Source organism: Burkholderia catarinensis, assembly GCF_001883705.2.
GTDB lineage: Bacteria > Pseudomonadota > Gammaproteobacteria > Burkholderiales > Burkholderiaceae > Burkholderia > Burkholderia catarinensis.
The window spans coordinates 106,945-126,437 of record NZ_MDEQ02000016.1; the positions used below are offsets into that span (position 1 = coordinate 106,945).

General features: G+C 67.2%; 15 protein-coding genes and 2 pseudogenes. 8 read left to right on the forward strand and 9 right to left on the reverse strand.

Annotation, left to right across the window (positions count from 1 at the left end):
* The first annotated feature begins 396 nt into the window (after window positions 1-396).
* The 3 genes from BFF94_RS25025 (at window position 397) to BFF94_RS25035 (ending at window position 6,573) form a co-directional block, all read left to right on the forward strand.
* Window positions 397-2,886, forward strand: a complete 2,490-nt coding sequence (locus tag BFF94_RS25025) for a GH92 family glycosyl hydrolase (protein WP_128846704.1) — start codon at window positions 397-399, stop codon at window positions 2,884-2,886.
* 67 nt (window positions 2,887-2,953) lie between these two features.
* Window positions 2,954-5,599 (forward strand): GH92 family glycosyl hydrolase, encoded by a 2,646-nt coding sequence (locus tag BFF94_RS25030; RefSeq protein WP_128846707.1) that lies wholly within the window; start codon window positions 2,954-2,956, stop codon window positions 5,597-5,599.
* A gap of 152 nt (window positions 5,600-5,751) precedes the next feature.
* Complete coding sequence (locus BFF94_RS25035; RefSeq protein WP_219139972.1) at window positions 5,752-6,573, forward strand: SDR family NAD(P)-dependent oxidoreductase; 822 nt, start codon at window positions 5,752-5,754, stop codon at window positions 6,571-6,573.
* 85 nt (window positions 6,574-6,658) lie between these two features.
* On the opposite strand, the gene surE is transcribed toward BFF94_RS25035, so the two are convergent.
* From surE to BFF94_RS25050, 3 genes are all read right to left on the reverse strand, one after another.
* Window positions 6,659-7,438: a 5'/3'-nucleotidase SurE gene (surE, locus tag BFF94_RS25040; RefSeq protein WP_128846713.1), complete on the reverse strand. Its 780-nt coding sequence runs from the start codon at window positions 7,436-7,438 to the stop codon at window positions 6,659-6,661.
* Between the two features lie 196 nt (window positions 7,439-7,634).
* Entirely contained in the window at window positions 7,635-7,943 is a 309-nt protein-coding gene (locus BFF94_RS25045; RefSeq protein ID WP_128846716.1) for an AzlD family protein, read from the reverse strand.
* Window positions 7,936-8,670, reverse strand: coding sequence for an AzlC family ABC transporter permease (locus BFF94_RS25050; protein ID WP_128846719.1), 735 nt, complete (start codon window positions 8,668-8,670; stop codon window positions 7,936-7,938). Before BFF94_RS25050 ends, BFF94_RS25045 begins: the two co-directional genes overlap by 8 nt.
* 125 nt (window positions 8,671-8,795) lie before the next feature.
* Here BFF94_RS25050 and BFF94_RS25055 point away from each other — a divergent pair, with 125 nt between their 5' ends.
* From BFF94_RS25055 to BFF94_RS25065, 3 genes are all read left to right on the forward strand, one after another.
* Entirely contained in the window at window positions 8,796-9,254 is a 459-nt protein-coding gene (locus BFF94_RS25055; RefSeq protein WP_006486309.1) for an Lrp/AsnC family transcriptional regulator, read from the forward strand.
* Between the two features lie 213 nt (window positions 9,255-9,467).
* Window positions 9,468-10,037: a hypothetical protein gene (locus BFF94_RS25060; protein ID WP_128846722.1), complete on the forward strand. Its 570-nt coding sequence runs from the start codon at window positions 9,468-9,470 to the stop codon at window positions 10,035-10,037.
* A 157-nt stretch (window positions 10,038-10,194) separates the two neighbouring features.
* Window positions 10,195-10,896: a YebB family permuted papain-like enzyme gene (locus tag BFF94_RS25065; RefSeq protein ID WP_128846724.1), complete on the forward strand. Its 702-nt coding sequence runs from the start codon at window positions 10,195-10,197 to the stop codon at window positions 10,894-10,896.
* A 103-nt stretch (window positions 10,897-10,999) separates the two neighbouring features.
* Here BFF94_RS25065 and BFF94_RS25070 read toward each other — a convergent pair whose 3' ends face one another.
* The 5 genes and pseudogenes from BFF94_RS25070 to BFF94_RS38485 all read right to left on the reverse strand — a co-directional run.
* Window positions 11,000-11,185, reverse strand: coding sequence for a DNA-binding protein (locus BFF94_RS25070; protein ID WP_128846726.1), 186 nt, complete (start codon window positions 11,183-11,185; stop codon window positions 11,000-11,002).
* A gap of 53 nt (window positions 11,186-11,238) precedes the next feature.
* Window positions 11,239-11,871 (reverse strand): LysE family translocator, encoded by a 633-nt coding sequence (locus tag BFF94_RS25075; RefSeq protein ID WP_128846729.1) that lies wholly within the window; start codon window positions 11,869-11,871, stop codon window positions 11,239-11,241.
* A gap of 175 nt (window positions 11,872-12,046) precedes the next feature.
* Window positions 12,047-12,916 carry a protein kinase family protein gene (locus BFF94_RS25080; RefSeq protein ID WP_128846731.1) on the reverse strand — a complete coding sequence of 290 codons (870 nt, stop codon included), beginning with the start codon at window positions 12,914-12,916 and terminating at the stop codon, window positions 12,047-12,049.
* A 69-nt stretch (window positions 12,917-12,985) separates the two neighbouring features.
* Window positions 12,986-13,318 carry a DUF2322 family protein gene (locus BFF94_RS25085; RefSeq protein WP_128846734.1) on the reverse strand — a complete coding sequence of 111 codons (333 nt, stop codon included), beginning with the start codon at window positions 13,316-13,318 and terminating at the stop codon, window positions 12,986-12,988.
* 110 nt (window positions 13,319-13,428) lie between these two features.
* Window positions 13,429-13,551: pseudogene (locus BFF94_RS38485) on the reverse strand (ISL3 family transposase); the annotation flags it as partial.
* Between the two features lie 436 nt (window positions 13,552-13,987).
* Between BFF94_RS38485 and BFF94_RS25095 the strand changes: the two are divergent.
* Both BFF94_RS25095 and BFF94_RS25100 read left to right on the forward strand, forming a co-directional pair.
* Window positions 13,988-16,840, forward strand: coding sequence for a two-partner secretion domain-containing protein (locus BFF94_RS25095; protein WP_158062058.1), 2,853 nt, complete (start codon window positions 13,988-13,990; stop codon window positions 16,838-16,840).
* A 297-nt stretch (window positions 16,841-17,137) separates the two neighbouring features.
* A complete protein-coding gene (locus BFF94_RS25100; RefSeq protein WP_128846743.1) occupies window positions 17,138-18,892 on the forward strand; it encodes a ShlB/FhaC/HecB family hemolysin secretion/activation protein in 1,755 nt (584 codons plus the stop codon).
* 75 nt (window positions 18,893-18,967) lie between these two features.
* On the opposite strand, the pseudogene BFF94_RS25105 reads toward BFF94_RS25100, so the two are convergent.
* Window positions 18,968-19,324, reverse strand: a pseudogene (locus BFF94_RS25105) (fucose-binding lectin II); the annotation flags it as partial.
* Between the last annotated feature and the right edge of the window lie 169 nt (window positions 19,325-19,493).

Sequence of the window (19,493 nt, forward strand, 5' to 3'; positions counted from 1 at the left end):
CGTCAGTACTTTAGCCGGCATGGACTGCTCTCGTACCGTTGGAGGAGCGTCTCATGCAGTTGACCCTGAGCTGCCCCTGAACTGCGACGCCAAATCCCGCATAAAAACAGAATCAATCACCTCGCGTTTAGATAAACAAAATAAAAATTCGTAAAAACACGGGGTAGAGAAATCGCGTTTATTTGGGCACGCTTGTGCCCATTGTCCGTTCCTGGGCGCTGGTATTTCGACCTGCCGGTGCGTCCTTTTCCAGGTATCCGAATGCGGAAATAAATACCCGCGCCCGGCATTTTCGACCGATTGGCCGGGCAGGCGACAAGTCACGAAAAGATTCCTGATTTAAAGCTCAGTAGTTCGAACCAACAGCTTGATTCAAGAGCGATACGGAGACAGGCGATGTCGAGGAACTGGGGGTTGGGAGCGGCGCTGCTGGCGCTGTGCGTTGCCGTGACTTCATGCGGCGGCGATTCGGATTCGCCGTCGGCGGCGGCCGCAAACATGTCGGCGTCCGCGCAGCCGCAAGGCAGCGAAAACGGCAGCGGCGGCAACGACAACAGCAACGGCAATGACAACAGCAACGGCAATGACAACAGCAAAGACAACGAAGCGTCGAAGAAAAACGCCGACATCCGCGTCGTCCAGTACGTCAATCCGCTGATCGGCACCGACTACGCCACCGACCAGCCGGCCGACCCGGTCGGCTCGGGTCTCGGCGGCGGCACGTTCCCGGGGCCGACGGTCCCGTTCGGGATGATGCAATGGAGCCCGATGACGCCCACCGCGCAATACGACAGCCGCAAAGGCGACGGCTCCGGCTTCTCCGGCGGCTACTGGTACGGCGACACGTCGATCAACGCATTCAGCATCCTGCACCTGAGCGGCACGGGCTGCTGGGCGAACGGCGGCTACCTGAACGTGATGCCGCAGCTCGCGCCCGGCGACGCCGGCACGCCGGCCAGCTTCAGCCATGCAAACGAAACCGCGCAGGCCGGCTACTACGGCGTCACGCTCGGCAACGGCATCAAGGCCGAGCTGACGACGACGGTACGCACGGGCTTCGCACGCTTCACGTATCCGGCGCTCGCGCCGGGCCAGCAGGCGACGATCGCGATCGATCCGACCGTGCTGAACAATCGCGCGCAAGGCACGACGAGCGACACGATCAGCCAGGCCGGCGACCGCGCATTGTCGGGCACGATCGCGGGCGGCGGATTCTGCTGGGCCGGGCATGCGGTGCCCGTGTACTACTACGCGGAATTCAGCCAGCCGTTCGCGGCGAAGCCGACGCTCGCAAACAACCGCCCCGTCACGCTGACGTTCAATGTCGACCGCAAGCACCCGGACGTGATGATGAAGCTCGGGATCTCGTTCGTCAGCGAAGCGAACGCGAAGGCGAACCTGCGCGCCGAGAATCCGGATGCCGATGCGCAAGGCAACCGGAACTGGCGCTTCGACAAGGTGCGCGGCGCGGCAAGCGCCGCATGGAACGCGCGCCTGAACGCGATTCAGGTGACAGGCGGCATCGACGCCGACAAGACCAAGTTCTACACCGCGCTGTATCACGCGTCGCTGCACCCGAACGTGTTCAACGACGTGAACGGCCAGTATCCGGACTTCTACGCGTCGAACGGCACATCGGCCGCGCCGACGCGTCAGGTCGACCAGGGCCGCACGATGTACGCGAACTTCTCCGGCTGGGACATCGACCGCTCGTTCATGCAGCTCCAGGCGCTGCTCGATCCGGTGCGCACCAGCGACATCGTGCAGTCGCTCGTGCTCGATGCGAAGGCGTGCGGTGCGTTCCCGCGCTGGGCGTACTTCAATACGGAGACGGCCGTGATGCCCGGCGATGCGGGTTCGATCATCGTCGCGAGCGCGCATGCGTTCGGCGCGACGAATTTCGACACGCAGGCCGCCCTGTCGATCATGAAGAGCAGCACCGCGCCGGGCGCCGCGTGTGCCGGCACGCCGGTAATGGGCAGCCGCGCGGATTACGACCGGCTCGGCTACGTGCCGTCGTCGGGCAACGGCGACAACCAGACCGCATCCAACACGCTCGAATACGCGCTGAGCGATTTCGCGGTGTCGCGCTTCGCGACGGCACTCGGCGATACGGCGACCGCCGGCACGCTGCTGAAGTCGAGCGGCAACTGGCGGAATCTGTTCGATCAGCGCGCGATCCAGCCGAAGACGTCGGCCGGCGCGTGGGTCACCGACGGCTCGGGCTTCATGGAAGGCAATTCCGAGCAATACACGTGGTACGTGCCGCACGATCTCGCCGGCGTGGTGGCGCAGGCAGGCGGCGCCGCGCCGGTCGTCAAGCGGCTCGATACGTTCTTCACGCACCTGAACATCGGCACCGTGCAGCCGTATTTCTACGTCGGCAACGAAGTGACGATGGCCGTGCCGTGGGTCTATGCGTGGGCCGGCGCGCCGTCGCATACGCAGCAGGTGCTGCACGCATCGCTCGCGAACGAGTTCGGCACCGGCGCGGCCGGGCTGCCCGGCAACGACGATCTCGGCGCGATCTCGGGCTGGTACGTATGGGCCGCGCTCGGGCTCTACCCGGTCGTGCCGGGCGTGAGCGGCGTGGCGCTGTCGAGCCCGCAGTTCGAGAGGATCGCCGTGCGCGTCGGGCAGAAGGACGGCAGCTACCGTCTGCTGCACATCGTCGCGCCGGGCGCCGGTTCGGGTGATACCGCTTCGTTCTACGTCAAGTCGCTGAAGCTGAACGGCACACCGTGGCCGGGTGCATGGCTGCCGCTCGAGCACATCGCGAAGGGCGGGAAGCTGTCGTATGCGATGACGGCCGACGCGAGCGCCGCGACGTGGGGCACCGATGCGTCCGCGATGCCGTCGTTTCCGCAGGCGGCCAGCGCGCCGTAATCGTCCGGAAAATCAACGAGCGGTTCTTGCCAACAGGATCGACGCAGAGAGAGGGAGGGACGAACGGATGAAGCTACGTCATGTGGTGGGTATCGGGTGCGTTGCCGTGTTGTCGGGGTGCGGGGGCGATCAGTCTGCGACGGACGCGAGCGTGCTCGCGCAGGTGTCGAACGCGCAGGGCAGCCAGAACGACCAGGGCAACCAGAACGACCCGGCAGAGAACGGCAACTCGGGCAAGCGGTCGGCGCTGCGCAGCGTCGATCCGATGATTGGCACGGCGAATCTCGACATCAACGCGGACTGGAGCAGCGGCGTGCGCGGTCACGGCCACGTGTACCCGGGCGCGACCGTGCCGTTCGGGATGGTGCAGCTCGGGCCGGACACGACCGGCGGCGCGCACACGCTGCCGTGGAACTGGGATCGCACGTCGGGCTACCAGTACGACGATCCGTTCATCACCGGCTTCACGCACACGCACCTGTCGGGCACCGGCATCGGCTCGGGCGGCGAAGTGCGGTTCCTGCCGACGCTCGCGCCGGTCGACAACGCGACGCTGGCGAAGGTCGCCGCCGATGCGTCGATCACCTACAACGCGTCGTTCAGCCACGACGACGAAACCGCGAGCCCCGGCTACTACCGCGTGAAGATGTCGCCGGTCGGCAGCGGCAACACGCCGTGGAACGTGCAGGGCGCGAAGATCCTCGCGGAGATGACGGCCACCACGCACGCGGGCGTGCATCGCTACACGTATTTCCCGAGCGCGGCGACGCAGAAGCGCAGCATGATCGTAAGCATCGACAACCCGATCGGCGGCTCGACCGCGAGCGGCAGGATCCAGGTCATCGACGCGCAGACGATCGCCGGCTGGGCGTTCACGAACAACTGGGCGAACAACAAGCCGACGTATTTCGTCGCGCGGTTCTCGAAGCCGTTCGACACGAAGCACGTCGCGTTCAGCGCGGACGGCTTCAAGGCATACCTCACGTTCGCCGACGGCAGCGACGGCGGCGCGGTCACGGTGAAGGTCGGCATCTCGCCGTCGAGCATCGCGGATGCGCAGGCCAATCTCGCGTCGGAAGTCGGCGCGAAGTCGTTCGACCAGGTGCGCGGTGCGGCCGAGCGCGTGTGGAGTGCCGCGCTCGACCGGATCCGGATCAAGGGCGGCAGTGCCGACCAGCGGACGATGTTCTACACGTCGCTGTACCGCACGATGCTCGCGCCGACCGTCTACAACAATGCGGACGGCAGCTACGTCGGCACGGATTCGACCAACGACGGCACGACGTCGCCGCCGACCACGAGCAAGCATGCGAATCCGGGCTTCGACTATTCGTCGACGTTCTCGCTGTGGGACACCTTCCGCGCCGAATCGCCGTTGATGACGCTGGTGCAGCCCGAGCGCGTCGACGGCTGGGTGAAGTCGCTGCTGACGCAGTTCAGGCAGAACGGCAAGGGCGAACTGCCGGTGTGGCCGCTGGCGCAAACCGAAACCTTCACGATGGCCGGCCACCCGTCGATCCCGCTGATCGCGGATGCGTACCTGAAGCATCTGACGAGCGCGGGCCTCGACGACATCTGGACCGCGTTGACGACCACGCAGGGCGCAAGCGCGCACGGCTTCGACCAGTATCGTCAGCGCGGTTACGTGTACGCCGGCGACAACGCATCGGTGTCGACCACGCAGGACTATGCGTTCGACGACTGGGCGACGGCCGCGGTCGGCAAGGCGGCCGGCAAGAGCGCAACCGACTACCGGCCCTACCTGCAACGCAGCCAGAACTACCGGAACGTGTTCAACCCGGTGCCGAACAACGGCTGGAAGTTCGCGCAGCCGAAGGACTCGCAGGGCAACTGGGTGCCCGGCTTCGATCCGACGGCCGCCGAGAAGACGGATTTCTCCGAATCGAATTCGTGGGTCGATACGTGGAATATCTTCCACGATTTCCCGGGCCTCGTTGCGCTGCTCGGCGGGAAAAGCCAGTTCATCGCGCAGCTCGACCGCACGTTCGATCCGGCCAACCCGCTGACCTTCCTCAATAACCAGGGCTTTCCGGACCTGACCGGCCGCAGCGGCCAGTTCTTCGCGGGGAACGAGCCGGCGAACCATCTGCCGTACCTGTACGACGTCGCGGGCATGCCGTCGAAGACGCAGGACCGCGTGCGCACGGTGATGGACGACATGTACTCGCTGACGCTGACGGCCGGCGATCGCGCGTTGCTGAGCGGCGACAGCCTGAAGGCCGCGCTGGCCGATCCGCGGCGCGTGCGCGATGCGGCGATTCCTGGCAATGACGATTGCGGGCAGCTTTCCGCGTGGTACGTGCTGTCCGCGCTCGGCATCTATTCGCTGAATCCGGTGGGCGGCGTGTTCTATCTCGGCACGCCGCTGTTCGAGGAAGCGACGATCGACATCCCGGTCGCGTCGGGAAGCGGGGCAAGCGGTGCGTTGCGGTTCGGCGCGACGCGGCGCTTCAAGGTGACCGCGCATATGGCGGGCGGCGGGGCGCCGTCGCCGGTCAATCGCTACGTGCAGTCGGTTAGCCTGAACGGCACGCCGCTGCACCGGCCGTACGTCACCTATGACGAGATGAAGGCCGGCGGCACGCTCGACTTCGTGATGGGTTCGACGCCGAACGACGCATGGGTCGGCCAGTGGAACGGCCAGGATCCCAACAGCGCGTTCGTGGCGTCGCAGGCATTGGCCGGCAAGTAGCAGCAAGCGGCCCGCTTCGACGCGGGCCGCCTCGCTTCATTCGACCGCTGGGGCTTCGCCGATGCCATCCTTGCGGCGGCCGTCGTGATGTTCGTGTCCGGGTGCGTCGTCGCGCTTATGATGCGGGAACGCCACTGACAGGATTCCCCGATATGGACGCGCCGCTCCCGCCGATACCTGCCCCGATTCCTGAAACGGAACCCGACACCGAAACCGTCGCCGAGCCGCGCGCGTCGCGCCTGCACCGGCCGGTCGCGCTCGTCACCGGCTCGACGTCGGGGATCGGCGCGGCCGTCGCGCGCCGCCTGACGGCCGACGGCTATGCGGTGATCCTGCATTCGCGCCAGTCGGCCGACACCGGGCGTGCGATGGCGCGCGAACTCGGCGCGGCTTACGTGCAGGCCGATCTCGCCGACGATGCCGAACGTGTGCGACTGATCCGCGAAGCGGTTGCCGTGCACGGGCGGCTTGACGTGCTGGTCAACAATGCGGGCGTCAGCCGCGTGATTCCGCATGACGATCTCGCGGCGGCCACGCCCGACGTGTGGCGCGAGATGCACGAGATCAACGTGATCGCGCCGTTCCGGCTCGTTGCCGAAGCCGAGGCCGCGCTGCGCGATGCGGCGTCGCACGGGCGGGCCGGATGCGTCGTGAACGTCAGCTCGCATGCGGGCGTGCGGCCGAAGGGCGCGTCGATCCCGTATGCGGCGGCGAAGGCCGCGCTCAATCACACGACGCGGCTGCTGGCGCGCACGCTCGCGCCGGCGATTCGCGTCAATGCGGTCGCGCCGGGGCTGGTCGATACGCCGCTGACCGCCGACTGGACGGACGCGCAGCAGCTCTGGCGCGAGCGCGCGCCGATGCGTCGCGCGGCGGCGCCGGACGATATCGCGCAGACGGTCGCGATGCTCGTCGCGTCCGATTACATGACGGGCGAGATCATGATGCTCGACGGCGGATTGAACCTGACGTGATGCGGTGAGGCGCGGCGAGGCAGCCGGGCCGCGGCGCGCAGGCATCGCGCGCGCACCTGCCGGGGCCGCGTTCCGGATTGCGCGATCAGCCGAGGCTCGACCGTAGCCGCGCGAGTGCCTGATCGTGCGTGCGTTCGAACTTCAGCGGCGTGACGGCGACATACCCTTCGCCCAGCGCGACCGTTTCCGAATCTGCCTCGTCGTCGTGCGGCGCGCGTTCTAGCTTCAGCCAGTGATACTCGATGTCGCGCGGGTCGCGCCCCGACACGATCTCGATGCCCTGCAGCGTGCCGGCGCCCTGGTTCGTCGCCTTCAGCCCGCGCACGTCCTGCGCCGGGCACGGCGGGAAATTCACGTTCAGGCACGCGTCGCTGTCCCAGCCGGCGGCGGCGAGCCGGCGAATGACGTCCGGCGCATGCGCGAGCGCCGTGTTCCACGGCACCGCGTTGCGATCGGTGAACGCCTGGCTCAGCGCGATGGCCGGCACGCCGACGAGCATGCTCGTCATCGCGGCGCCGACCGTGCCGGAAAACACCGTTTCGGTGCCGAGGTTCGCGCCGCGATTCACGCCGGACAGCACGACGTCGGGCCGTGCGTCCTTCATCAGGTGGCTGACCGCGATCGCGACGCAATCGCCGGGCGTGCCGCGCACCGCGAAACGGCGTTCGCCCTTGCGATGCACGCGCAGCGGTTCGTGCAGGCTCAGCGAATGCGACGTGCCGCTCTGGTCTTCCGCCGACGCGACGATCCACACCTCGCGCGCCAGTTGCGTGGCGACCTGTTCGAGCACGTCAAGGCCGGGGGCGTCGAATCCGTCGTCGTTGGTGAGCAGGACGCGGTCGAACAGCGGGCGGGTTTCTTGCATCGGGACGATCCTCGCGGAGATGGGCAATCAGAGGGGGGGCAGCGTGGCGCAAGCCACAAGGCTAGCATCCCGGCGTGAGGATCGTCGTGTCACCCGGTCGGTGCGGGTCGGTGCCGGTCGGCGCGGATGCGAAAACGGGCGCATCGCGCGCCCGTTCGTCGTTGCAGGTCCCGCAGGGGCGGCGGGCCGGAACCGCTTAGCCGAGCAGGTGCCGCAGCAGGCCGGCCGACACGACGCCGACGATGACGGTCGGCAGGATCGACAGGCGCGTCGCCGCGACCAGCGTGACGGCGAGCGCGAGCAGGTCGGCCGGGCGCGTCGACACGAAGGCCGGCGCGATCACCGAGATCAGCACGCAGCCGGGCACGTTCTCCATCACCGAGGCCATCCGCGGGCTCAGCGTGCGGTTGCGCAGCAGCACGTAGCCGAGGATGCGCGACAGATAGGTCGTCGACGCCATCAGCACGATCGTCGCGACCGTGCTGAAATCCGGAAAGTCAGGCATCGCGCGGCTCCCACAGCAGCGCGGCGATCAGCCCCGAGCAGGCGCCGGCCGCGACGTACCAAGCGCCGGGCACGGCCAGGTGCGTGGCCGCCGCGACGACGAGGCTCACGAACCACGGGCGGCTCGCGCGCATCCCTTTCCACATCCCGCGCAGCAGCACCAGAAACACGGCCGTGAACGCCATGTCGAAGCCGTATTGCTCGACGTTGCCGATCGTCGGGCCGACCGCCGCGCCGAGCGTGGTCATCGAGATCCACGTCAGGTAAAGCCCCGCGCAGATGCCCGCGTAATAGGGCACGCTGATGTGCGTGGCCGAGCGCGAGCGCGCATCGGCGAGCGACATCGCCCAGCTCTCGTCGCACATGAAGAACAGCGCGACGAACGCGCGGCGGCGCGGCAGGCGCCGGATATATGGCTCGAACGCCGCGCCCATCAGGATGTGGCGCGAATTCACGAGGAACGACATCGCGACGATCAGCGCGATGTGCGGCGGCGACGTCCACAGATGGATCGCCGCGAATTCGGACCCGCCGCCGAAGTTCAGGCCCGTCATCATCGGCACCTCGAACAGGCTCAGCCCTTTCTGCGCGGCCTGCGCGCCCAGCACGAGCGCGAACGGCACGAAACCCAGCATGACGGGCAGCGCCGCGCGCAACCCGCGACCCATCTCGGCGACATGGGCGGGCTTGTCGCGAAGCCCGGACGACGTTGAAACGCTACTGCTCATTACTCCTCCTTCGGGGGGAGGGATTGTCTGCTTTTTTGACTCGAATCGGGTTGCGTTGTGGCCAGATTTTTCTCAGAATTTGGCATTGAACGCGTGATATGAATTTTTTTTGGAATTTGATGCCAATGAAACTTGACGCCATCGATCGCCGGATTCTGAGCGCGCTCCAGCGCGACGGCCGCATGCAGAACGTGGAGCTCGCGCACGAGGTCGGGCTGTCGCCGTCGCCGTGCCTGCGGCGCGTGCGGCTCCTCGAGGAAGCCGGCGTGATCGAGAAATACGTGGCCGTGCTGAATCCCGCGAAAGTCGGCAAGGGGCTGACCATCTTCACGCGCGTGTGGCTGAAGGGGCAGGATGCGGAATCGGTGAACCGCTTCGCCGAGGCCGTCCAGCAGATGCCGGAAGTCGTCGAATGCCATCTGATGGCCGGCGACTGCGATTTCCTGCTGCGCGTCGTCGCGGCCGACATCGACGATTACCGGCGCTTCCAGATGGAATACCTCACGCGCATTCCGGGCGTGCTGAGCGTGAAGACCGACATTCCGATGCAGAAGGTCAAGCTCACGTCGGCGCTGCCGACGTAGCGCGAGCGCGCGGCGAAGGGTCGACGAACGGTCACGGCCCGGTGACAATCAACCGATAAACTGACGCATCACGCCGCTTCGAACGTTCTGCCGGTGCCGTCGTCCGGCATTCGATGCGCAAGCAACTAACGGTCAATGTCGACGCGATCGGGCAAGCGGCGCTGTGCGCCGGAGCGCGCCGGCGCGAATGCGTTTCTTCTTGTCGGGCCATTCATGCAGCCATTCAACACGCCTTGGAATTCGCTGGAAATCGTCAAGCTCGTGCTCGGCGTGCTGACGCCGCTGTCGGTCGCGTGTCTCGGCTGGCTCGTCGCGCGCCGGCTGAAGCGGCTCGAACTCGTGCTGTGGACCAACCAGCGGCTGATCGAGAAGCGCCTCGCGCTGTACGACGCGGTCGCGCCGCAGCTCAATGCGCTGCTGTGCTTCTATACGTGGATCGGCTACTGGAAGGACATCTCGCCGGACGACGTGATCCGGGCGAAGCGCGAGCTCGACCGCACGTTCCACATCTATCGCTACCTGTTCGACGATGACGTGTACGACGCGTATCACACGTACATCCACGCGCTGTTCGACATGCACACGGGCCCGGGCCGCGATGCGCGGATCCGCTCGCTGATCCAGGCGCCCGACGGCGACCGCAGCGTGCACGGTTCGTATCAATGGAAGCCGGCGTGGTCCGAGCGTTTCGCGACCGCGAATGTCGTGCCCAGAGACGACGTGCTGCGGCATTACACGCAGCTGATGGAGCGGCTGCGCGTGGCGCTGGGCGCGACGCGCTGAGCGCTCGGTATCGCGCGTCGCACTTTAGCGTCACGCTTTACGCCGGTATCGAAATCCGCCACCCGGCGGCCCGGATTCGCACCCTCGCGCACGCCGCGGATGCGGTGCGCGGCGGCGGCTGACATGCTCGCGCCATGCCCACTCGCGCGAGGTCCACATGATTGCCAACACCGGCCGCCAGCCGCTCCTGATCCGCTCGCCCGGCGCGGGCGGGCGGCACCTCTTCTCCGTCGGTCCTGCCGAACCGCATGACATGCCGTTGCCGGTCGAACCGGAGATCGGCGATATCGTCTTCATCCGCGTGACCGTGCGGCCGTTTCTCGAAGTAGCGAGCGCGACGCGCTCGTGGACGAATCACGTCGGGATCGTCGTCGGCGAGCGCGGCGGCGAGGCGCTCGTCGCGGAGAGCACGTTTCCGCTGTCGCGCGTCACGACGATGTCGCGGTTTCTCGCGCGCTCCGATCGCGGCGCATGCGTGATCGCGCGGCTGAAGCAGCCGCTCGATGCCGCGCAGCGCCGCCGGCTCGTCGACGCGACGATGCGCCGGATCGGCGTGGTCTACGACACGGGCTTCAATCTCGCGTCGCGCCGGCAGTTCTGCTCGCGTTTCGTGCGCGAAGTCGTGAGCGACGCGACGCGGATCGTGCTCGGCGACGTCGAGACCTTCGACATGCTGCTGCGCCGGAATCCCGATCATCCGCTCGGCTTCTGGAAGATCTGGTATTTCGGCCGGATTCCGTGGCGGCGCCGCACGGTGACGCCGGCGAGCCTGCTCGATAGCGAGGCGTTGCGGGTCGTGGCGGATACGCGTGAGCACGTTGAAAACGTGTCCGAAGGTGACGATCCGGACAGAGCCTGACGCGGGCAAACGAGATGACGAACCGCGTGGCGCCGGGCTTCGCCTGCTTGAGCCGCGTATCGGGCGATGGCGAATGCCGGCTCGCCACCCACGCGGGCCGGAGTCACTCGACGGCGGGCGCGTTCGGTTCCGTGCCTTCCGCGATATCGGCCAGCGGCATGCCGGCCGCTCGCCGCGCAGCCAGCATCGCATCGAGTGACGCGAATGCCGCGCGGTTCAGTCGTTCGTATTCGGCGCGCACCTTGGGGTCGGACAATGCGCGTTCGCGCAGTGCGTCATAGGTTGCCATCTCGAACCTCATTGATTCGATTGCGCCGGCGCGGGTTCCCGACCGGTTCACGATTACTGCCGCCCCGCCACCGCAAGCCGTGCCGCCAGCCCCACGAACACCGTGCCGAGCAGATACTGCGGCAGCTTCGACGGGCGGCGGCGCGCGCCGATCCGCTGGCTCAACCGGCTCGCGGAAAGAATGACCGCGCCGTTGACAACGATCCCGATCAGGTTGAGCACCGTCGCGAGCACGAGGATCTGCACGGCGATCGAACCGTGCTCGGGCCGCACGAACTGCGGAAACAGCGCGAGCACGAACAGCGCCATCTTCGGGTTCAGCAGGTTCGTCGTCAGGCCCTGGCGGAAGATCGTCGCAGTTGAGTGGCGACGCTGCGACGCGACGGGCGACAGCGCGGTCGCCTCCGAACGGAACGTCTTCCACGCGAGATACAGCAGATAGGCGGCGCCCGCGAAGCGCACGGCGTCATACGCGAGCGGCACCGCGACGAAGAGCTGCGACAGCCCGAGCGCGGCCGCAACCGCGTGGCAGTAAGTGCCGGCCTGAATGCCCGCGAGCGTGGCGAAGCCAGCGCGCCGGCCCTGGCTCACGCTGCGGGACGCGATCAGCAGCATGTCGGGGCCCGGCGTGACGGTCAGCGCGAGACACGCGCCGGAGAACAGCGCGAGCGTGGAGAGGTCGATCATGGCAGTCCCTTGGTCGGCGCGACGTAAAGGGAGGTCAGTTTAGGCGGGCGCGCGAGGTCGGTCAATCGACCGAACGGACGATGATCCGACGGTCCGGCGGAGCCGATCGCCGACGCATGCGTCCTGCCTTCGGCACGGTGCAGGCCGCAGCATGCGTGCGCGTCCGCCGCACCGCTCAGGGCTTGCGGCAGGCAACCTGATAGTCGATCACGGTGTTCGCCGACGGCTTGTCCGGCTCGCCGCCAGCCGTCGTCACGCCGAGCACGCCGGCCGCGCTCCGGTAGCGCAGCGCGCAATACCCCATGCCGGTGCCGGAGCACGCTTCGGCTTCGATGATGCCGTGCTTCGCGAGCGTCGCCGCGCCGTCCATCGCGTCCGGCTTTTCACGCGGACGCAGCGGTTGCCAGCCATGCGCGATCAGGATCCTGCGCGCCGCGTCGAGCGGCTTGCCGTACACGTTGGGCACGACCGCGCGGCCGTGGCAGTGAGTGCTTTCGGCGGCGACCCGGGCCAGGCGCAGGCCGCCATGCTCTTTGTGCAACTCGCCGACGGGCGGCGCCGGGCCGTCGCCGCCCCAGATCAGCAGCGCGCCGCTTTCCAGCCGATCGGCCGAGCCGAGCTGCCAGCCAGCCTTGCGCGCGGTATAGCCGAGCGCGACCAGCGTCGTGCCGTCGAACACGCCGACGTTGCCGTTACGCGCGAAACAGATCGCGCTCGTGCCGGGCTGGAATCCGCTCGCGAACGTGACGACCGTGTAGCGGCCGAGCGGCGCCTCGGACGTCACGACCCAGTCGAGCTTCGCGACTTCACGGCCGGCCGCGGTGGTCGTCTTCGCGCGATATCGCGCGCAAAACGGGTCGAGCGAACCGTTCTCCGGCGAGTGCGGCAGCACGCCGAGCGGAACCAGCGACGCGCCGGTGATATCGGAGGCCGTAGACAGCGTCTCGGCCGATGCCGTGCCGCCGAGCGCGACACAGGCAACGGCCGCGATCGCAGCGACGGAAGCGACACGGCGGGCAACAAGCAGGGCAATCGAGCGGGACACGCGGGCGGTCTCCGGGGAGAGGGATACGGACGCGACGATCGCGGGTTTCCGCGCGCGTGCGCCGGCGGTTCAGCCGTTCGCGACGACGTCGATCCGCAGCGCTTCGCCGCCGGCGACGATCGCCAGCAGACGATCGACGTTGGGATGCGCGCCCGGACGGTTGCGCGCGTCGGCCGTATGTTCGGCGAACACCGCGAGGCCGTGCTCGGCGGCCTTCGCGTCGAGCGTGCCGAAGGCCTGCTTCAGGTAGTTGTACACGGCGAGCGAGCCCTGCTTGCCCGGCTGGTTTTCGATGGTCGCGACCACGTCGCCGTTCGCGCCGACGAGATCGATGCGCGCGATGCCGTCGATGGCCGGCAGTTGCGCGAGGTTGTCCTTGAATACTTGGGTCGGTTGAATCACTGAAAACACTCCGTCGGTTCGATGAATGGCATGGCGGCCGTATGTTATCCGATCGGACTGCGCTCGGCAGACGCGGCCGTGCGCCAATGGCTTGCCGGAACCTTCCATTCGACTGACGGGCTCGGGACAGGATGTCGTCGTTGATCGCCCTGATCCACTCGCACCCTGTCGATCGCGTCGCGGCCATACGTGGCTGAGACGTGGTCCAGGTCGAAGACGATTTCCGCTTGCGGGTTGCAAATTATCGGATGCCTTATCGCGGTATTCACGACCGGAGCGAACCGCATGAGCTTGCGTCGGCTGATCACGAAGCCGCCCGGGTATTGCGATAGGCGATGCGGAGATCGGGCCGGCCCTCATGAGCCGCCGGCACGGGCCTGGCCCCTGTCGCGTCGCGATCGACGCTCCGCGCGTTGTGGCGTGAATGCTGAAAAGCCGCGCCGTCTTCACCGAATCAGCCTGGTCCGATAGACGTGCCGCAAGCGAGTACCTAGCATCAGGCGCTTGCATCGGTTGCTATATCGCGTGCGCCGCGATTCCGGACCCGTTCGGTTTTTTGATCCGATGCAACGAGAGTATCGGCGCCCGCGGAATTCGGTCAATTCAGGAAGAGTGAAAATGAATTCGAAGCAGTCCTGTCAATCAAGTGCAAGGCACGCCCCTCGATGCGTGCTGAAGCCGCTGGCGATGCTGGTGCCGCTGATCGCAGCCGGCCATGCGTATGCGGTCCAGGGCGGCGCGATCGCGGCGGGCACGGGCAACATCACGCAGAACGGCGCGAAAACGCAGATCGACCAGACGTCGTCGAAGTTGATCGTCAACTGGAAGAACTTCGACATCGCCAGGCGCGAGACGGTCAACATCGCGCAACCGAACGCCAATGCCGCGATCCTGAACCGCGTGCAGTCGGGCGACATGACGTCGATCCAGGGCGCGCTGAACGCGAACGGACGCGTGTTCGTGGTGAACCCGAACGGCATCGTGGTGGGCCAGGGCGCGACGATCAATGCGAACAGCGTGGTGCTGTCCGCGGCCGACGTGTCGGACAGCGACTTCATGTCGAATCGGCTGCTGACGCTGCAGAACGCCGATGGCAAGACGGGCACCGTGCGCAACGACGGCAAGATCACGACGGAGACCGGCGCGCTGCTGGCGGGTGCGCGTGTCGTCAACGGCGCGAGCGGCGTCGTGACGGCTCGCAACGGCAACGTCGCGCTCACGGCCGGCGGCAAGGTAATGCTGCAACTCGCTCCGGACGGCAGCATGGAGCAGGTCTACGTCGACACGGGCGCGGCGGGCGCATCGGCGGCCAATGACGGGCGCCTGTCCACCAGCAACGGCGCGGTGCGGCTCGAAGGGCAAACGATCGATGCATTGCGCACCGAAGTCGTGCGCAATACCGGCATCGTCGAAGCGCGGTCGCTCAAGGGGCTGGGTGGTGCATCGGGATCGAACTCCGAGTGGCGCGCGGGTACCGTGACGCTTCGCGCCAGCGGCGACACGCCGGCGAGTGCCGACGTCAATGTCGGCGGCAAGATCGGTGCACGCAACATTGCAATCGACAGTTCCGGTGGCCTGACGCTCGACGGAGCGGCATTGAGCACCGCCGCAGACGCCACGCAACTCTCGCCTGGCACGACCGTGAGAGGCAATCAGGTCACGGTATCGGCGCACGGCGCCACATCCGAGGGCAGCCTGCAGGTAACCGGGGCGGGTGAGAAGGCGGCTTATCTCCAGCAGGGCGACCTGGGCGTGACCGGCGGCTCCATGAGCGCCAGGGGGTTCGACAGCATCGTTCAGAACGGGGGGACACTGTCCGCGACCGGCAACGTCGATCTTTCCGCGCAGGACGTCGCACTCGGCAACGTGACGACGGGCGCCGCCTTGACGGCGAATGCCTATCGCAATCTTGACGTGAAGGGTTCGCTGAACGCAGCCGCGTCGACCCTCGCCGCCGGGGGCGACCTGACCGTCGCCCGAACCGGCGCGATTGCCGGACGAGATGCGAGGTTGACTGCTGGCAACGACCTGAACGTCGACGGACGGGTGGACGTAACCGGCAGTGCGTCTTGGCTGATTGGCTCGAACGTAAACATTGCCGGTACGGTGGCGACGCCCGACGTCGCGGGGAGCGGATTCCTGCACATCGTAGCGTGGGAACCGGTGGCTGACGGTTCGCGCGGCGTGCTTCGCATCGATGGCCGGGTCGACGGACAGAGCGTCCTGCTTTATGGGGACCGGGGCGTCGAGCAATCCGAAAACGGCATCCTGCGCGGCGTCAGAAATTTGGACATCAGCAGTCGAGGGCGGGTCGTGCTCAACGGCACGGTCCACGCGCCGTCCGGGTATGAAGGCAGGGAGGGGGAGGATCTCGCCAAGGGCCAATTCCGCCACGCCGCGGGCGACTACGCGCCGGGGCAGGCGCACGGCGCGACGATCGTGCCGGTCAAGCCGGAGCAGCCGGGCCGTGGCGGCTCGATCGTCGCGGGCGCGGGCGCCATCGCGCAGGACGGCAAGGCAACCAACGTCACGCAGTCGACCGACCGCCTGGTTGTGAACTGGAAGGATTTCGACATCGCACGCGACGAGAGCATCAACTTCCGGCAACCGAATGCGAATGCGGCGGTGCTCAACCGCGTGGCGTCCGGCAAGGTCACGTCGATCGATGGTGCGCTGAACGCGAACGGCCGCGTCTACGTGCTGAATCCGGACGGCATCGTGGTGGGCAAGGACGCGACGATCAATGCGAACAGCGTGACGCTCGCGGCGGCGAACACGTCGGACGACGACTTCATGCAGAAGCGCACGATGCGCTTCAGCATGGATCCGGCCACGCGCGGCGTCGTGCGTAACGAAGGTACGATCGCGACGAGGACGGGTGTGGCGCTGATCGGCCGCGAGGCGTCGAACCTGGCGTCGGGCCGCATCACGAGCGGCAACGGCAACGTCGCGCTGGCGGCGGGTGGCGGTGCAACGATGTCGCTGAATGCGGACGGCAGCCTGAACCAGCTCGACGTGACGTCGGCGACCGACCATGCGCTGGTGGTGAACGACGGCTGGATCACGGCCAACAACGGCCATGCGAGCTTGCAGGCGTACGCGTCCGGCGCGGCCGATGCGGAAATCGCGCGCAACCGCGGCCAGATCGATGCGATCAACCGGTCGATCGCCGGCCGGTCGGCGAACGGGCTGAGCAGCGGCGATGTGCTGATCAGCGGCCGCAACGCGGACGGGGACCAGGGCGGCATCGTCAATATCCGTGGCCGGATCACCGGACAGAACATTCGTCTGGCCAGCACGGGCGATCTGAACCTGTCGGGCGCGGTGCTGGGTACGCGCAACGCCGGCCCGGACTACGGCGTGACGCTGGCCGGCCGGCGGGTGACGATCGCGTCGACCGGCGCGAGGATCAACGGCGACACGACCGTGCAGGGTGTCGGCAACGGCGCCGTGTACGTGCAGGACGGGCCGCTGACCACGTCCGGAAAATTGTCGATGAGCAATATCGGCACGTCGCGATAAGTCGCACGGCCGGCCGCATGGAATCGTATCCGTGAGGCTGGCGCAGGCGTGGTTTCGTACGCGGGGCAGGCGGTGGGTACGCTTGCCCCGCGCCGGCGTCATGCGTTACCCGTCGCGGCTTGCGCCGCGAACGCGTCATCCGGCGGATGCCCGGCATCGCGCCGCGCACCCGCTGTCGTTTCCGCCGCAGCGCAGGCATGCGGCGTCGAATCCCGAATCTCTCGAAGGGCCGCATGCCCGGAAGCCGCAACAGGGCTTTCGCGCCTGACTTGCGGCCGCTTGTTGGCGGAACTCATCATGAAATCGAGGTCAACTGCTGGCCGTCACCCGGACGCGGCGATGGCGCGCATCTCTGCATCCGCATTGCTTCTGTTTGCCGCCGCCCGCGCGGAGGGGCAGGCGCTGCCGCCGCCCGCGAACGCGGGCCAGCTGCTGCAGCAGAACCAGTCGTTGTTGTCTCCTGACGTCGATACCGCGCGCCAGTCAGGCAGTCCCGACGATACCGTCGTCGACACGCGCACGAGCGCCGCCGGAAGCGGCACGGCGATGCTGCACGTCAAACGCTTCGAGTTGAACGAGCCGCTGGGCGAACCGCTCGACGGCGAGGTCGCGCGCCTGTTCGCGGGCGCGGCAGGCCGCGATCTGACGTTCGAACAGATCACCGCGGTGCGGCTGCAGCTCAACGCGCTGCTGCGCAGGCATCTCGGCCTGCTGGTTTTCGCTGTCCTGCCGGAACAGGATGCGAGCAACGGCGTCGTGCGTTTCAGGATCGTGCGCGGGCATGTCGAAAGCATCGAACTGAACAATCGTTCGCGCGTGTCGAATGCGACGCTCGAACGCGTCGTGCCGGGGGCGGGAAAGAGCGGGGCCGCGCTGCTGCCGATCACACGGCCGGACCTGAACGACCTGCAGCAAGCTGCGCAGATCGCGCGCGCGCTGCCCGGCGTCGCCGCGGTGACGCCGATGCTGACGCAAGGCGAAACGGAAGGCGGCACGCGCGTGGTGCTCGACGTCGCGCCTGAACCGGCGATCGAAGCGGCGGTGATCGCCGACAACGGCGGATCGCCGAGCACCGGACGCTACCGGGTCGGCGCGCAAGTGACGGCGAACAGCCCGTTGGGCATCGGGGACCGTGCGCGCGTGCTGGCGTACAACGCGCCCTCCGCGCTTCAGGATCGGGACGGCGCGCACGGCAAGACGTGGATCGGCCTCGCATCGTACGACGTCCCGCTGGGCGGCGCGGGAACGCGCGGCGGCGTGCAGTACTCTCGGGTCCAGTACGCGCTGGGCGGGCCCTTGCAGGATCTCGGCGACGGCTATGCGGACGTCGTCGGCGCGTATGTCAGGCATCCGTTGATATCGACGTCCAGGGACGATCTGAGCGTGGGTGTCGCCTACAACCGGAAGCTGCTGAAGGATTCCTTTTTCTCCTACGCGTTTCGCCGCCGCTCGAACGTGGCGAGCATCACGCTGAACGGCTCGCATTTCGACGACTGGAAAGGGCGGCCGAACGGATTGCAGTATGCGCTCTCGGTCGATGCGGGCGATGTGAGGCAGCTCGAGGTCGGGCTGGGCGATCCGTCCACGCAGGGGCCGTTCGTGAAGTGGGGTGGCTCCGCCGATTTCACGCAGACGCTGTGGCTCGGCGCCAATGTCCGGGCGCGGATGAGTGCGCAGTTCGCGAACCGGCATCTCGATCCGTCGGAACAGATGTCGCTCGGTGGACCGAATGCGGTGCGCGCGTATGGCTACGACGCGCCGAGCGTCGATCAGGGCGCGGTGGCGTCGGTCGATCTGACGCAGCAGATTGCAGCCGTGCCGGGCCTTTCGGCGCGCGTGTTCGTGGACGCCGGCCGCGGTCAGATCAACAAGTCGCGTGCGCTCGCTGGCGCGGACAACACCTGGAACGCGCGCGGCTATGGCGTGGGGGCTTCATACCAGTACAAGGCTCGCGCACGCGTCGACGTATCGCACGCATTCCGGGCCGGCGCGCCGGCCGGCCAGCGGCCGGCCAGCGGACAGACGTGGGTAACTGCGACAGTCAATTTCTGATGGGCGTACATCCGGATCGCCGGGGCCATGGGGCCGGGCGATCCGGAACGTGTCCGCCACGAGCCGCGTGATGCTTTAGCCGGGCGGCCAGTTCGGGAGCACGATGCCGTCGTTGTAATCGTCGTCGGTGCCGTCTTCCGGTCCGACGATTCCGAAGTACGCTTTCTTGACGAGGTCGACCTGGCGCGAGCCGAGCCACGGCGGCTTGCCGTTGGCCGTCACGATGATGCGCATGCGCCCCTTGCGGGAGTTGAGGACCTGCGTGTTCAGGTTCTCGTTCTGCGTGCCGGCGCCCTTGAACGTGGCGGCCGGTTTCGGGTTGTCGTCGATGTAGACGTCGATCGTCTGCTCGCTCGCCGCGTTCACGAGCGTGGTGACGCCGAACTTGATGTCGGGCGGAAGATTGAACGTGCCGCCGCGCTCGCCGCTGCCGATATTGCCGGCTCGGCCGTTACCGACATTGCCGCCATTTCATGCGATGCCGCGCGGACGAAATCGAAGCGGCGCAGTCCGGGGCAAGGGGGCATTCGTCGGTTCGTCGAGCGGAACAGAACGGCCAAGCGCTGGCTGTCGAAAGCCGTTGCCGACTGAAGGTAATTGG